15 protein-coding genes are annotated in these 15,940 nt (G+C 42.2%); 5 read left to right on the plus strand and 10 right to left on the minus strand.

All coding sequences use genetic code 11. The features are described 5' to 3' along the window. The 5 genes from J4E76_RS12005 to J4E76_RS12025 all read right to left on the minus strand — a co-directional run bounded on the left by J4E76_RS12005 (position 1) and on the right by J4E76_RS12025 (position 3,797). Positions 1-531 (minus strand): DinB family protein, encoded by a 531-nt coding sequence (locus tag J4E76_RS12005; protein WP_208504487.1) that lies wholly within the window; start codon positions 529-531, stop codon positions 1-3. Between the two features lie 89 nt (positions 532-620). Then, on the minus strand, positions 621-1,037 hold the full coding sequence (locus J4E76_RS12010; protein ID WP_208504489.1) for a nuclear transport factor 2 family protein: 417 nt from the start codon (positions 1,035-1,037) through the stop codon (positions 621-623). A gap of 45 nt (positions 1,038-1,082) precedes the next feature. Next, positions 1,083-1,802, minus strand: coding sequence for a LytTR family DNA-binding domain-containing protein (locus J4E76_RS12015; protein WP_208504490.1), 720 nt, complete (start codon positions 1,800-1,802; stop codon positions 1,083-1,085). Further along, positions 1,799-2,839 (minus strand): sensor histidine kinase, encoded by a 1,041-nt coding sequence (locus J4E76_RS12020; RefSeq protein ID WP_208504491.1) that lies wholly within the window; start codon positions 2,837-2,839, stop codon positions 1,799-1,801. The genes J4E76_RS12015 and J4E76_RS12020 overlap by 4 nt, the downstream gene beginning before the upstream one ends. Positions 2,840-2,897: 58 nt before the next feature. Further along, on the minus strand, positions 2,898-3,797 hold the full coding sequence (locus tag J4E76_RS12025; protein WP_208504493.1) for an alpha/beta fold hydrolase: 900 nt from the start codon (positions 3,795-3,797) through the stop codon (positions 2,898-2,900). Between the two features lie 260 nt (positions 3,798-4,057). Here J4E76_RS12025 and J4E76_RS12030 point away from each other — a divergent pair, with 260 nt between their 5' ends. The 3 genes from J4E76_RS12030 (at position 4,058) to J4E76_RS12040 (ending at position 8,392) form a co-directional block, all read left to right on the plus strand. Continuing rightward, positions 4,058-4,372 (plus strand): helix-turn-helix transcriptional regulator, encoded by a 315-nt coding sequence (locus J4E76_RS12030; RefSeq protein ID WP_208504494.1) that lies wholly within the window; start codon positions 4,058-4,060, stop codon positions 4,370-4,372. Further along, positions 4,372-7,050, plus strand: coding sequence for an ABC transporter permease (locus J4E76_RS12035; protein ID WP_208504496.1), 2,679 nt, complete (start codon positions 4,372-4,374; stop codon positions 7,048-7,050). Before J4E76_RS12030 ends, J4E76_RS12035 begins: the two co-directional genes overlap by 1 nt. A gap of 73 nt (positions 7,051-7,123) precedes the next feature. Continuing rightward, positions 7,124-8,392: a replication-associated recombination protein A gene (locus J4E76_RS12040; protein WP_208504497.1), complete on the plus strand. Its 1,269-nt coding sequence runs from the start codon at positions 7,124-7,126 to the stop codon at positions 8,390-8,392. A 30-nt stretch (positions 8,393-8,422) separates the two neighbouring features. Here the strand turns inward: J4E76_RS12040 and J4E76_RS12045 are convergent, their stop codons facing one another. Beyond that, positions 8,423-9,178 carry a hypothetical protein gene (locus J4E76_RS12045; protein WP_208504498.1) on the minus strand — a complete coding sequence of 252 codons (756 nt, stop codon included), beginning with the start codon at positions 9,176-9,178 and terminating at the stop codon, positions 8,423-8,425. Between the two features lie 83 nt (positions 9,179-9,261). On the opposite strand from J4E76_RS12045, the gene J4E76_RS12050 reads away from it, so the two are divergent. Continuing rightward, on the plus strand, positions 9,262-10,908 hold the full coding sequence (locus J4E76_RS12050; protein ID WP_208504499.1) for a M28 family metallopeptidase: 1,647 nt from the start codon (positions 9,262-9,264) through the stop codon (positions 10,906-10,908). Positions 10,909-10,958: 50 nt separating this feature from the next. Here J4E76_RS12050 and J4E76_RS12055 read toward each other — a convergent pair whose 3' ends face one another. From J4E76_RS12055 to J4E76_RS12070, 4 genes are read right to left on the minus strand one after another with little or no spacing between them, the layout of a single operon-like run. Continuing rightward, on the minus strand, positions 10,959-11,501 hold the full coding sequence (locus J4E76_RS12055) for a hypothetical protein (RefSeq protein WP_208504500.1): 543 nt from the start codon (positions 11,499-11,501) through the stop codon (positions 10,959-10,961). A gap of 28 nt (positions 11,502-11,529) precedes the next feature. Further along, positions 11,530-12,210, minus strand: coding sequence for a hypothetical protein (locus tag J4E76_RS12060; protein WP_208504501.1), 681 nt, complete (start codon positions 12,208-12,210; stop codon positions 11,530-11,532). Between the two features lie 32 nt (positions 12,211-12,242). Continuing rightward, positions 12,243-12,971 carry a nitroreductase family protein gene (locus J4E76_RS12065; RefSeq protein ID WP_208504502.1) on the minus strand — a complete coding sequence of 243 codons (729 nt, stop codon included), beginning with the start codon at positions 12,969-12,971 and terminating at the stop codon, positions 12,243-12,245. Between the two features lies 1 nt (position 12,972). Continuing rightward, positions 12,973-14,421 (minus strand): DASS family sodium-coupled anion symporter, encoded by a 1,449-nt coding sequence (locus tag J4E76_RS12070; RefSeq protein ID WP_208504503.1) that lies wholly within the window; start codon positions 14,419-14,421, stop codon positions 12,973-12,975. A gap of 533 nt (positions 14,422-14,954) precedes the next feature. Here J4E76_RS12070 and sucD point away from each other — a divergent pair. After that, entirely contained in the window at positions 14,955-15,830 is an 876-nt protein-coding gene (sucD, locus tag J4E76_RS12075; RefSeq protein WP_208504504.1) for a succinate--CoA ligase subunit alpha, read from the plus strand. Positions 15,831-15,940: the final 110 nt, after the last annotated feature.

A 15,940-nucleotide genomic window follows, 5' to 3' on the forward strand; every position in this document is an offset into this window, starting at 1 on the left:
CTATACGCCTTTTAGATATCTGCGAATTAAACCATGATGGTGCTCGGCATGGTAAATAGTAAAGTACATCATTTCTCTCACCGTCAACTTACCCATGAGTGGATGCGGAAAGACATATTTATCCATGTCGGACCCTGACCAACCATCGAGCCGTTTGATCATTGTCTGAATGGCATCTTTTAGGTTGTTCACATTCTTTTTGGCGTTGACAAATTTCACTTTGCCAGGGCTATAGGCCGATGGCGCTGGACCATTAAAATCTGACAGCTTGTTCTGATACTTCTCGACAAGTTCTCGATACTCCAAGCTGGGTCTGTTTGCCTTACCAAACTTGTAGCCAATCATCATTTTTGGTACTGTCAGCCCCGTGGTGACTGCCCTAACGCTTTTGCTCAGGTGTTCTGCCTGCTGTCCGGCATTCCACTTACCTTCGGGTGCATATTCGTACTCGTCTTGTGAAAGGTCTAGAAGAAAATCAGTCAATCGACCATACACCTCTTCTAACTTCCCTATGATTTCCGCCCTGTTCATAGCCGAAAATTAAAGTTTAAGGAAAAGCTTCCCAAGGAATTAAATGGATTAATATGACCGGATTTGTCGAAGTGGAATGTCGGACCTAATTATTCGATCAGGGTGTCGTGAAAACCTGCCCTTTTCCACACCCCTTCTTCAAAAACCCAATAGTGTGAAACCCTCAGTTTACGATCGAATGCCTCGCTATAGTGATTGCCTTTGGTATGGACGACTCCTGTGACAAAAGCGGAATTGGAATGGAGTTGGACTTCTATTTCGGTCATCTCATAGTTTTCGACCATAAGCACCCCATTGGTTAAATCCTTCTTTCGAGTTTTTAGATAATTGAACCATGCCTCTTTACCGAAAGCTTTGCTAGAACTGTTGGTATGCCGATAGTCATCAGTGGTATGTTTATCGAGATAGTCTAAGTCTCCTTCGGCAAATGCGGTGTTGAAATATTCAAGCGTGGTCATAAGATCTTTCTCAGAACCCAGGACTGCAGGCTTCTGTTGACAGCTCAATGAGCAGATTATTAGTAGACCAAAAAGTGAAAAAGTTCTCATTTATTAGAAGCTCATTAGCTCTCTAAATTTAATACTTTGTCTTCGTGAAACTTCAATTTCCTCACCATCCTTTAGGTACACTTTTAGCGTACCGCTAAACCATGGCTCAATTCTTTCGATGTATTTAAGGTTAATGATTTGTTGCCTGTTCGCCCTAAAGAACACTTCCGGATCGAGCCGACCTTCCATATAGTTGAGCGACCTGGGGATCATTGGCTTTTGATCTTTGAAGTAAATGCGCGTATAACTCCCCAGAATTTCGAGCACTCGAATCTCTGCCAGACTCACAAACCAGCAGGCTTCACCATCTTTTACAAAGACCTGATTATTCAGTCCCAGCTGCTGGTTTTTTACCTCTTGCTCGGAGCGCAACTTGATGGTCTCTCTGGCTTTTTCGAGTGCTAATGACAACCGATCTTCTTTGACAGGTTTTTGAAGGTAGTCAAGTGCATTATGATCGAAGGCCTTCATGGCGTATTGGTCGAAGGCAGTGATAAAGATAATTTCCGGGACGTCTTCCAGTTGTGCTAAAAGCTCGAAGCCATCTTTGTCAGGCATTTGGATGTCAAGGAAAACCAGTGCTGGCTTCAATTCTTCAATAAGTTCTTTTGCCTGTTCGGCATTTTCTGCCTCACCCACAACTTGCACGTAGTCAAATGCCTTAAGTAGGTGCTTTAACTCTTGCCTAGCAAGGTGGGAATCGTCTACAATAATGGATCTCATTGAATAGGGATATTAAGGGTTGCCGTGACAGTATCTTTGGAAGAGTTTTCGAGGTTGAATTGAGCAAAAGGACCAAAAAGTATCTTCATACGCTCTACCAGATTTTTGATGCCAATTCCCTCACGCCCTTGTTTCTGCCCTAATTGACCTGTGTTGGTGACTTTAATTACCAAGGAATCCGATTCTCTGGTCGATTCTATTCTAATGAAACCTCCATTTTTTTGAATAGAGAGTCCATGTTTGATGCCATTTTCTACCAGTAACTGTATGGCCATTGGTGGAATGCTCAGGTCTCGAGTATCGTCATCGATCTTCAGGACATAAGCCAGACGATCGTTGAACTGGATAGATTCCAGTTGTAGATAATCCTGAACAATGTCCATTTCTTGAGAAAGGGTTACTTTTTCCGATGCGTTGAACTGAATAGAATAGCGCAAGAGTTCGGAAATATGGGTGACCATTTGACGGGCCCTTTCCTGATCTGAAAGGATCAGAGATCGAATATTATTCAGGGCATTGAATAGAAAGTGAGGGTTGATCTGATTTTTTAGAATCATTAGCTCAGCCTCCTGTAAGTCTGTTTTCAAGGCCAACTTCTCCATTTCGCTCTTGCGACTTTTCTCAGTGTTTTTGATAAAGAAGTAAATGGTTGACCAGAGTATGAGTACTACATAAACACTGACGACATATCCTCCAAAGGCTAGCCAACTGAAGGGGGCTAGGTCCTTCATCTGAAGTATAAGGTAGATGATAATATGAATGGCCCCTTGAGCTGCAATGGCTACAACTAGGGCACCCAAAAGCACTCTAAGAGTTAGTTGAATGATCTTCAAATTGATCCACTTCTGCTTTTGGATATAGAGACGAAACAGGTGCGAGAAGAGCACGAGGTTGACAAAAATGATAAGCTGAAGCAGAAGGGCAGATTGGGTAAGGGCAGCAATGCCTCCAAAAACTGCAATCATAGAAGTGGAGAAGGCTATATACAAAAGCCACCCTCCGATTTGACAAAGCCAGTAAACTAGATTCTTATTCATATCAAGAGAGAATGGTGGATAATTTAACATTTATCATCCACCATTCATGAATTGTTAATTAGAGGAATTTTTTCAACCAGCCGTAGAAGAACGCTGGATCATCCCACATAATAAAGTGGTTGCCGATATCCGTCATATCTACTGTGACATTCGCCAATTTCTCATATTGACCTGTATACTGTGCTAAAGTGCTCTCTCTTGTGCTGCCGTAGGCTTGGTAGGCCACCCAGGCGCCCAGTACCAGTGTAGGGACTTTAATTTTGTCGAGGTCATCACGGATATCAGTCGTATACATCTCATACATTGACTGCGCTATGGTATGCGTATCGCTATCAGCTCCCCAGCCAGCCGCAATCTCGATTTTGTCCTTATCAATGATCATACTCTGAAGCATCTGCTTCTGGAAGGTCACCTTGTCTGCTCTGGGTTGATTTACACTGGACCGAATCATGTTTTTCATTTGATCTGCCATTTGTTTGACCTGCTCAGGGGTCTCAGCTTGTGGCATTTGAATTTTGGTGAGGTAGGGCAAAGAATCAACAATAACAAGTTTAGAAGGAAGATCAGGTCTCTTGATCGCTATGTTCAATGCCATAAAACCACCTAGACTGTGACCGATGATTATTGGCTTTTCGATGTTGTTTTCATCGATGTAGTTCAAGACCATGGCTTCCACTTGCTTAAAAAAACCAGCTTCTAAGTCTTCCAGAGGCGCATTGCCCGCAAAGCCCGGTAGCGTCATTACATGGTACTGATATCCATTCCCCATTGCTTCAATGGTATCGTCCCACACAGCGCCATCACATGTAAGGCCAGGAATCATAATCACGGGTTGACCTTTCCCTATAACTCTTGTTTTAATACCTGGTGCAACTGCGCCATATGACAGATGATTACCTATGGCTAGGGCCACACTAATAAGCGTGACAATGCTGAGTTTTAGAATTCGTTGTTTCATGATATTTTGATTTTTTGTTCACTCAAACTTACGCTGACCTACCTGTAGGATGCACAGATTTTAAGGGAGCGGAAGAAATTCCTCGGGAGTGGCAATTGGTCTAAAACTCCTTTTATCGGCTGTATAGATAGTTTTTTGTCACGAAAGCCCAGTTTTGGAAGCATATCAACATCATTACCTAAACAAATATTTACTTAATAGTTTTATTACCTAAACAAATGTTTTGTATACTTGCGTTTAGGAAATAATAATTCGTAGGTATGAACCAGACATTAGGAGCCCTAGAAGAATTGATTCTCTTGCTTGTACTAAGAGAAAGAGAGTCTTATGGTGCAGAGCTAGTCAAACTGTATGCTGAGCATACAAACAAATCTATCACGCTTCCGGCAGTGGTGATGGTTTTGAAGAGGCTTGAGAAAAAGAAGATGTTGAAATCTTATACAGGAGACCCATCTGCTCAAAGAGGAGGTAGAAGAAAGGTGATGTATGAGGCCACAGAACTTGGTTACTATAGTGCCGAAGAAGCGGTAAAAACCAAAACTCAGATTTGGGATATGGTACCGAAAATGTCTTAGTGGAAAACAATAAGCCCATAGCACCTCCAAAGTTTGCCGAATGGTTAGTAAAGCTGTTCTGTCGTAAGGACTATGCCGAAGAGGTATTGGGCGATGTACATGAGGTCTACTGCTGGAGAATAGAAGAGAAGGGTAAAACGGTCGCTAACCTTCGATATTTTTTAGATGCTTTTTCAGCCATTAGGCTACTCAAAATAGAAAACAAAACAACGGTCAAACTTAATTTTTTAGCAATGATTTCTTTAAAGGTCACACTGCGTACGTTTATGTGCAACAAATCTCAAACGGTCACAAATCTCTTCGGCTTAGCCTGTGGGTTTATGGTCTTTCTCGCCATTTTTCAATACGTCTCTTTTGAGAAGAATTATGATGCTTTTATTCCTGATAATGAGAATCTGTTTCGTGTCAACAGCACACTAAAGCGTGATTCGCTGTTGGTCTTTGAAACAGCTGAGGCTGTCCCGGCCATAGGTCGTAATGCCTATGAACTTCTTCCACAAGTGGCGGATTACTTTAAGCTTTTTAATTCGGGCAGTGAGAACAATTGCGTTATCAGCCTTGACGAGCAAGGAAGAAACTCATTCAATGAATCTGGAATAATGCACGCCACAGCTCATGCCCCAAGTCTGCTTGGACTTAGAATGATTGAAGGCGATGCTGAATTTGTTTTAGATGAGCCTTTTGAGGTCATAATTTCTAAATCACTTCAACTGAAGTACTTCCAAGGAGCATCGGCAGTTGGCAAAACCATCACTTTTGATGATGACGATGAGAATCATGAAGTACTCACTGTCAGCGGTGTGTTTGAAGATTTCCCTGGTGATTCTCATCTGGCTTTTGATATGCTCGTTTCGTTTAAAACACTTTATACTCGAGAGACCAAGAGAGGTGAAACTGCTAAGTATCGCTACGATGAAGACTGGGAGGGCGCACATGATTTTTTGACCTACTTAAAGTTATCTCCTGGTACTCCACATGAACCTATTGCCACGGTGCTTGAAGAAAATATGAATGCGCCAATCACTTATCCTGGTTATGCTTATCAGTTGAATTTAAAGCCAGTAAAGGCAATCCATACTTCGGCAGCTGTACGGGAAGAAGTAAAGACTGTCGCTGATGTGCAAAAACTGAATACACTTCTGATACTGGGCGTCTTCGTACTTGTTTTGGCTTGGGTCAATTTCATCAACCTTACCACCGCCACTGCTCTTGGGAGAGCAAAGGAAACAGGCATGAGGAAGGTGCTTGGTGGTACAAGGAAGCAACTGATTTGGCAGTTTCTATTCGAATCTGTTTTGACAGGCTTCATTGCCTTTGCTGTTGGCATCCTCTTTTTCAGTTTGAGCTTTAACTATTTCAATGAATTTCTGCCAGTAACAGAAAAGTGGTACCTCTTCAATGAGTTCCACACTACTCTTTTAATCCTTGGAATCGTATTCGTTTGTGGCTTGGTCGCGGGTATCTATCCAGCCTTCGTTCTATCTGGATTCAAACCTGTGACTGTTTTGAAAGGAGTTTTCAAGAATTCGGGCAATGGACTCTTGGTTAGGAAGGTGCTAGTGGTACTACAGGCAGGTATATCTATTTTTCTAATAACAGGCCTGTTGGCCATTGTCAAGCAAGTCGATTACATGTTGAATAATGACTTGGGTATGGAGCCAGAACAAGTCTTGGTCATCGCTAAGCCTGGTAACCTTAATAAGATCACCGATGAAGACAGGGATCACAAGAGCTTATTCAAGTCGCTTTTGTCCTCCAAATCTTTCGTGAAGGACTACGCAGTTACAGATGCTCTACCAGGTAGCGTTTTGAGGAAGGGGAAGGACATTAACCTGACCGAAGTCGAAGACAATGAGGTCAAATCGAGAGCCATTTTTGTTGAGTACGACTACTTTAAGCTTTTGGATATTCCGTTTGTTGCTGGCAGAGATTTTAGGAATACTGTCGTGGATGAAAAGTCCGTAGTTCTTAATGAATCCGCGGTCAAGGCATTGGGTTTTAGTGATCCGCAAGAAGTAGTAGATCAAAGACTGTATGAAGGAGATGAATGGGTAAATATTATTGGAGTTATTTCCGATTACCATCATACCAGTTTAAAGAATCAGGTTGTCCCAATGATTATCGGCACGCGAAGCTGGGGCTTAGACTATCATTTGATAAAAATCGATGGGGGATCAATTGAGAAGAGCTTAGCCGAAGTGGAAGAAGCTTTTAATACTGTCTTTCCTGGAAACCCTTTTGACTATTACTTTCTAGACGAGCATTTTGAACAGAATTATGCGGAAGAGCAGCAATTTGGTAGATCATTTGGCTTTTTTGCCTTAATCGCAATTTTGATCGCCAGTATTGGTCTTTACAGCCTATCATCTTTCATAACCATTTCTAGAAGTAAGGAGATAGGCATTAGAAAAGTGCTTGGTGCAAGATCATCTAGTATTGTCAATCACTTAAACAAAGACTTCCTCATTCTCATCCTATTGGCAGCATTTGTGGCAACACCACTGTCGTTGTGGGCAGTTGAGGGTTGGTTAGATTCTTTTCCATACAGAATCGGACTCGGGCTAATGTTTTTTGTAGTACCAGGTTTGGTGATTCTTATGGTGAGTCTAACGAGTGTGAGCTTTAAGACAGTAGTAGCTTCTAGAGTGAATCCAATTAACCTGTTGCAGAGAGAGTAAAGTTTTTAATGTTGAATGATGAATTGTTGTTTATCATTCAGCATTTACCAATCAACATTCCTAATTTCATGGAATGAACTACGCTTCCAAACCGCTTGCCGAAAGAATAAGACCCCAGACCTTGGATGATCTTATCGGCCAAGAACATTTGGTAGGAAAGAATGGCGTGCTGAGAAGAGCGATCGAGTCGGGAAGTATCCCTTCCATGATCTTATGGGGCCCACCAGGTGTGGGTAAAACAACCATTGCCAATATTATTGCGAATGCTGTTAAAGCACCATTCTTTACACTGAGTGCCATTAGTTCAGGTGTTAAAGAGGTGAGAGAGGTGATCCAAAGGGCAAAGTTCCAGACGAATACCATTCTGTTTATTGATGAGATTCACCGTTTTACTAAGTCGCAACAAGATGCCCTCTTAGGAGCTGTCGAGAAAGGAGATATCACCCTCATTGGAGCCACGACAGAGAACCCATCATTCGAGGTAAATTCTGCATTACTCTCACGCTCTCAAGTATATACACTGAAGGCGCTTTCGAAAGAAGATTTAGAGCGTCTGGTTCAATTGGCACTAGAGAAAGATGAGATACTCAGTAAGAAGAAGGTAGAGTTAAAAGAAACACAAGCCTTGTTCAGCATTTCAGGAGGTGATGCACGAAAGCTTCTGAACCTATTAGACCTAGTGGTTGAAAATCTAGGAGGGGAAAAGATCAGTATCACGGATGACATAGTGTTGGAAATTGCGCAGCAAAGGGTGGCCATTTATGATAAGTCTGGCGATCAGCACTACGATATTATATCGGCTTTCATAAAGTCCATTAGAGGCAGCGACCCTAATGCTGCCGTTTACTATCTGGCTAGAATGATTGAAGGTGGTGAAGACATCAAGTTCATTGCTAGAAGGCTCGTCATTCTAGCTTCAGAAGATATTGGTAATGCCAACCCAACCGCTCTTGTTATAGCAACAAATGCTTTTCAGGCGGTGAATCTGATTGGTTATCCAGAAGGCCGAATAATCCTTTCGCAAGCGGTGACCTATTTAGCCTCTTCACCCAAGAGTAATGCTGCATATATGGCGATCAATCAGGCACAGAGTATTGTCAGAAAAACGGGAGACCTATCCGTGCCAATGCCCATCAGAAATGCACCGACTAAATTAATGAAGGAAGAGGGCTATGGTAAAGGCTACAAGTACTCTCATGATTTTCCAGGCAATTTTGTAGAGCAGGAATTTCTTCCTGATGAGATTAAGGGTACTAAGCTCTATGATCCGGGGAAGAATGCACGTGAAGAAGAAATGCGCAAACGCCTAAAAGCTATGTGGAAGGGGAAGTATGGATATTAAGCGCATTGAGTAGTGCGTATTGAGATTATCTCAGTGCTGTTTTTTTAAGTAAACTTTCATTGTTTCAGGGTCACCCTTTTGAGTCCAGATCATTTGGTCATCTTTGAATGAGATTTCCCATTTAACATCTTGCTTTCCGCCCTCAGCCATAATGCTAAGTGTAGGCGAATGGGAATGAATATGCCAAATGCCCATCTCTGTTCTCTGATTGTTCTCATCGAATTTTCGATATTCTCTATCCCATCGGAAGAAATAGGCTCCGGGTCTCATAGAATACTCTGACTTGACTACCCCGGTTTCAGGGTCTAAGCCTTCGGCTTTCTCTATACTCCATCTGCCAACTATCTTGTCCCATGGTGCCAAAGGCTTTTTAGTGGCTCTCTTTAAGGTGACTTGTACCGCCTGACCATCTTCAACCCGTTGCCAGGTCATACCATTGTTGTTGAGGCTAACTTTGAAAGCTCCATACTCATCAGCCTTACCCTGATTCGCTTGAAGTAGTTCTTTGGTATCTTGATCGTAGTTATAGCTTCCGGAAAAGTTTTGAAGCCAGCCATTTCCCGATGAGAGTGTTCCGTCTGGTAAGAACTTAAACCACTTGGCAGTAGGTGTCAAGGTCTCGTCACCAACGGTAACTTCGGTCACCTCCCAGAGACCTACCATAGGGGAAGGTTCCAGGCTATTATTGCCAGTTTTTTGGTTAGCAATGTCGGAATAACTCTGAGCGGAAACGGAGCCTAATGACAGGACCAAAACGAAACTCAATACAAAATTGAAGCACTTCATAGCATAAAACTAATCACCTAGTTCAACTAACCTAAATTAGCCACCAAAATTATTTATCTTCGACTCCCTTAATGAATAGCATTATGAAGAATATCACACTCGGTTTATTTGCCATCTTGGTTTTGGTCGGTTGTCAATCGCAAGAGACTACTGAAATTCCAGAAGTGAACATTGACACACTTACCATGGACAGGCATTTGTCAATCTTGGCTTCGGATGATTTTATGGGTAGAAAGCCTTTCACTGAAGGTGAAGAAAAGACCATCTACTATCTAGAGTCTGAGCTTAAAACCATGGGGGTTAAACCTGGCAATGGAGATAGCTATTTTCAAGAGGTGCCTCTGGTCGAAATTACGGGTACCCAGTCGGATGTAATGACGGTAAAAGGGAGTGGAAATACATTAGAATTTGAGACCGGGAATTCTGTTGTTGTTTACACCGAACGTGTTGAAGAGGATGTCTCTATCAAAGATTCAGAATTAGTGTATGCTGGCTTTGGAATTGTGGCTCCAGAATATGGATGGAATGATTATGAAGGGCTGGATGTAAAAGGGAAGACCGTTGTGGTTTTGGTTAATGATCCAGGATTTGGATCAGGCGATAGTACACTATTCAAAGGTGACCAAATGACCTATTATGGCAGATGGACATACAAGTATGAGGAAGCTGCCAGACAAGGTGCCGCAGGTGTGCTGATTGTTCATGAGACTGTTCCGGCCGGATATCCATGGTTGGTAGTAGAGAGTTCTTGGACTGGAGCCAAACTGAATCTAGACGATGCAAACCCGCCTTATAAATGCGCTATTCAAGGTTGGATTACCAGAAATACTGCCGTGGCTCTTTTTAGAGAAGCGGGTATTAAAGACTACTCAGATCTGGCAAAAAGTAAAGATTTTAAGCCTGTCTCCATGGGTTTGACAGCTAGTGTGGGTGTTAAAAATGCAATCAAAAAGGACATGTCGAGAAACGTGATCGGTATGGTCGAAGGAACCGAAAGGCCTGATGAGTATATCATCTATTCAGCCCATTGGGACCATTTAGGTGTTGGAGCACCTATAGATGGAGATTCTATTTATAACGGAGCACATGATAATGCTACGGGTATAACCGGAATGTTGGGTATTGCTGAAGCCTTCGCCAAACTAGAGACTAAACCGGAGCGATCGGTGGTTTTCCTATTTGTAACTGCGGAGGAGCAGGGTTTACTAGGTTCGGCTTACTATGGTCAAAACCCAATTTTCCCACCTAACCAAACTGTCGCTAACATCAATATGGATGGCTTACCTGCCTATGGTGAGATGAAGGACCTAACGATTACAGGCTATGGTCAGTCCGAGCTAGATAAGTACGCTGCTGCGGAAGCCAAGAAACAGGGGAGGTACGTGATTCCTGATCCTGACCCGGGAAAAGGATATTTCTTTAGATCAGATCATTTCAACTTTGCCAAGGTTGGAATACCTGCTTTGTATGCATCCGGTTCATTCGAATCAATGGAAAAAGGCGTTGAGTTTACGGACAAGAAAACACAAGAATACCTAGCCATTCGATATCACCAACCACAGGACAACTACATTCCTGAAGAGTGGGACTTAAAAGGTATTGTTCAGGATGCCAAGCTGCTATTCAATGTTGGTTATCGTATTGCGAATGAGACTTACTTCCCGCAGTGGAATGAAGGCTCGGAGTTTAAGGCCAAGCGTGATGCTGACATGAGTTTGAGGAAGAGGTAAGTATTCAGCTTACTCAGTCAATGAATAACCTGAATACTTATTTTAGAGGATCAGTTTAAATCCTCTTGAGTGATTTGGCGGAAGGCAAACTTATATCCTTCGTAGACAGCAATCCCATAGAAAAGCACGTCCATTATATCAAAAGTTTCTATCATAATGTCAATGACATCACCAAAACTGAGTACTGAGAACACTTCGAAAATTCCGACTTCGTAATAATCTGCGGCAAATCCTACTTGGCTAAACAGATTGCCTAAAAGACACCCTACAAGTGCATAGACGGCACCAAGTATTCCGAACTTCTGATCTATTCCTTTACCTGCATATCTTACAGTGTAGCCTACAGCAAATCCAACACCCAGGGCCATATAGCCTATCTGATAACCGGTGGTTGTCGTAATAACTGCCCAAAGAATTGCACATAGAATGGTAACTAAAGCCCCAACTCCTATCGCTAGATGAAAGTTCTGTTCATCTTTTAATCCGTCTTGTATTTCCGATAGTTGACTCTCACTGAGTGTGAGTCTTTGGTTCTGAGGTTCTGAAGGTTCAGTACTGACTGATTTCTCTTCAGGTGTTTCTTGATTTTCCAATATTGAGATTTTTAAGGTTGGTTTGAGGTTATTTAATTTTGATCACCACTGACATATCTTTTTTGTCATTGCCGTCTTTGAATGGATATAATATCCAGCTAATGGTGTTATCATCTTTGCGGGTATACTCTTGATTTGAGAAGGATTTGATCTTTTTGGCGGTTACTATTTCAGTGGCAAAATGTAAGTCGCCAAACATCATCTTCATCATACCCATATCGAGTTCTTGGTCTTCAGATCCTTCGTTTAACCCTTCCTCAAAAGACTCCAGGATACGATTAAGTCCAGTTCTTGAAATGGTCTTTTTCTTCATACTAAAGAACTCGAACATCTCGATTTCAGACTTTGTGGAATCGGCCATATAGGTACTCATGCCAGTATTGAGTGCTTCGATACTAGTAAAATCGAAAGCCATGGTCACGGTGAAGTTCTCATCGTCAAACTCTGTTCTTACATTATTGACACCCTCGATGGCTTCTAGCTTCTGGATCATTTTGTTTTCATCCATATTCATTTCACTCATCATTTTCTCTGATGAGAACTCTTCTCCACTCAATTCGGCAAGAGATCTTAATTGGCTCATGTCAACGGAAAAGCTGTATTCACCGCTGCCATTGGCATTGAAGAAAACCCTTTCAAGAAAGTTCATGCAGGAGCTTGTACTGAGGGAAACAAAAAGGATTAAGAGAATAGTGATGAACTTTTTCATAGCTAAGTGTTGGTTGTTAATCAATATAAAAATTAAACTTCAAAAATCACTTCTTCATTTGGAACCCTGAAGCGTTTCGAATAGATGCCTTTTTCGGAGCCCGGTCCACAACCAATTACCATATTGATTTCTGCTTTTCGAGGCAAACCAAGTAACTTCTTAATGCGCTTGGAGTCCATGCCTTCCATTGGGCAAGTGTCGTAGCCTTCGGCTTTCATACTCATCATAAAGTTTTGTGCAGCAAGCGCAGCACTCTTATGGACAGAGATTCTGATGTCGGCACGATTGCCGTGTCTGACCATCGGCCTAGACAGTCCTACAAAGAAGTAAATGAGTTTTTTAATGATGCCCCAGATGTCCAGAGGATCGCTGTAATAGTATTTTGGGATTAAGTTTTTATAGTAGCCTATTGCTCGTTTGGCCCCTTTATCATCCTTTCCTTCATAAACACCCTCAATTTCTTTCAACAGGGCTCGTTGCCTTTGACGCCATAAGTCTCTTCTGGTTACGATGACGACTAGTTCTCTGGCGGTTTTGGCAGCTTTTTGGTTCATGCACATCCATGCTACTTTTTTCAAGGCCTCAGGAGATTTTATTCTATAGAACTCCCATAACTGCATGTTGCTGCTATTAGGTGCTAGAATGGCCCGATCGATACTGCGTTTTACGGCACCTTCATCGAATTCAGCATCGGCATCATAAATCCTAACAGATCGTCTTTCATTTACTAGTTGATCGAAAATTACTGCTGATTCTTTCATATTAGTAAATAGCTGGGATGAGCGTTTGTGATAGGATCACAAGCAAGATGATAGCAATGACGTTTAAGAAAATACCTGCGCGCATCATGTCTTTAATCCGTATCATTCCACTAGAGAAGACAATGGCGTTTGGCGGGGTTGAGATGGGCATCATAAAGGCATAACTGGCTGCCAGTGTAACAGGCATAGTTAAATACATAGGGTTGATATTCAGACTGACCGAAATGCCAATGACCACTGGTACAAAGATGACGGTTAGGGCTACATTGCTCATTAGTTCGGTCATAAAGAGCATAAATGCTGTGAGTCCTGCAATCAATAATATTGGAGAGATATCCCCATTGCCAGCAATAGTTTCGCCTACCACCTGAACGATATTTGACTTCTCCATTGCCTTGGCAAGGGTCAGCCCCCCTCCAAAAAGTAACAGTATACCCCAAGGTAGTCTTGATGTATATTCCCATTCTAAAAGGAATTTGGTTTTCTTGATTTCAAGGGGAGTGATAAACATAAGTATACCTCCCGCAATGGCTATGATCGAATCATTGAGAAGGTTGGTATCAAACCAGTTGTTAATGCTTCCACGTAAGATCCAGGTAAGGGCAGTCGCTACAAAGATGACAGCTACTCTCTTTTCTGCCTTACTAATCTTGCCAAGTTCCGACAGCTGATCGTCAATCACTTGTGCTGATTCAGAGAGCTTGGCAATACCACTTGGGTAAAGGATTCTGGTAATCAGTAAATAAGTAACCGTAAGCATGATGAGGCAAATGGGCAAGCCTACACTCAAGTACTTAGCAAAGGTGACTTCAGTATTAAGCATATCGCTCATAAACCCAACCCAGGCCACATTTGGAGGGGTGCCTATGATGGTCGCTGTACCGCCTATGTTGGCAGCATATGCAATGCCAAGCATCAAAGACAACGCAAAGCGCTTCTTACCTTTCTCTGAGGCCTGATCAATCCCCAATAAGTTGATGATGGATAGGCCAATGGGTAGCATCATCACTGTAGTGGCAGTATTGCTGATCCACATGGAGATAAATGCCGTGGTTAGCATGAAGCCCAGTATTATACCGTTGGGGTTTGTGCCTGTAAGCTTGATTAGGTTCAGTGCTATTCGTTTATGCAGATTGTGACGTTCCATGGCGAGCCCTAGCATAAATCCGCCCATAAAAAGGAAGATGATCTTGTTGGCATAGGGTGCTGTGGCTTCATCGACCGTAAAAATTCCAGTCAAGGGGAACAAGACGATCGGTAGAAGGGCGGTGACGGCAATGGGCGCTGCCTCGGTAATCCACCAAACGACCATCCATGCTGCAACTGCGATAACCTTCCAGGCATCAGGACTCAGTGAAGAAGATGGGCTCCAGAGAATGATTATTGCAAAAAGTGCTGGGCCGGCTATTAAACCGAAGATTTTAGCACCGTGAAATTCAGGCTGTCTCAATATTATAGGTTTTGCAATAGCTCAGTAATGGAAGAAGGTGACGATCTCGATTACTGGAACTTCTAATTTGTGACAAAAGATAAAGGAATGAATAGAATTATCATATGACCACTTGTCCCAATGGCAGCGCTTAAGTCGGAGGAGAAATGACTAGGCTCAATAATAGTTAACAAATACTTGAAGAATCTGAGTTGGAAATAAATAGAAAGAGCCCCGATATATCGGGGCCCTCTCATCTTCAACCTTAAAATACTAAAAACTAACTAACTATGTTTAAATCGCTCTCTCATAGAATTTAATTCTGATCTCGCTTCACTTACCTATCAATTTTAGAATTAACTTCTGCAATATAGACGCTGGCTTGCTTCAAATAGTTTCAATAAGTTGCTCCTTTTTTTAGTTAAAAAGCGTTAAACGGAATACGACCCATTTTATGGGTGCATCTTCCAGATTAAAGGGAGTTTCTTGAGAGATATTCTCTTTGGTCAAGCCATATTATATTCTATTTTTGCGTCAAAATTAAACCCACTGCGATGAGCGTTTTAGTGAATAATGATTCGAAAGTGATTGTACAAGGATTTACAGGTTCTGAAGGTACATTTCACGCAGGTCAAATGATTGAATATGGTACCAATGTAGTTGGTGGAGTGACTCCAGGAAAAGGTGGTCAAACTCACTTAGAAAAGCCTGTTTTCAACACTGTTGAAGACGCTGTAACTGACACAGGTGCCAATGTATCGATAATCTTTGTGCCTCCTGCTTTTGCTGCAGATGCTATTATGGAAGCTGCGGATGCTGGCATTAAAGTTATCATCGCTATTACAGAAGGTATTCCTGTAAAGGATATGGTTTACGCCAAGGAATACATCCAAGGAAAAGACGTTACGCTTGTTGGACCTAACTGCCCTGGAGTTATCACCCCTGGCGAAGCGAAAGTGGGTATTATGCCAGGTTTTGTTTTCAAGAAAGGAAGAGTAGGCTTGGTTTCTAAGTCAGGTACCTTGACTTACGAAGCAGCTGATCAATTGGCTAAAGCTGGATTGGGTATTTCTACTGCTATTGGTATTGGTGGTGACCCAATCATTGGAACACCTACTAAGAATGCGGTTGAAATGTTGATGGAAGATCCAGAGACTGATGCAATAGTGATGATAGGTGAGATTGGTGGTAATTATGAAGCTCTAGCAGCTGAGTACATTCAGAGCACGGGTAACAAGAAACCAGTGGTTGGATTCATCGCTGGTCAGACAGCACCTCCAGGTAGAAGAATGGGACATGCCGGTGCGATTATCGGTGGAGCAGAAGATACTGCAGAAGCTAAAATGAGAATTATGGAAGCTTGTGGCATTCACGTTGCCAAATCACCTGCTGATATTGGTGAAACAATGGCAAAAGTCTTGAAAGGTTAATAGAAAAAGAATTTATGAAAAAGCCTTCCGATTAGTCGGAAGGCTTTTTTTTATGCACTTAGAATAATAAGATCAAACTTATGACCACCAACAAGAGCAATAATTCGAAT

It is taken from the genome of Roseivirga sp. E12 (assembly GCF_017592825.1).
Classification (GTDB): Bacteria; Bacteroidota; Bacteroidia; order Cytophagales; family Cyclobacteriaceae; genus Roseivirga.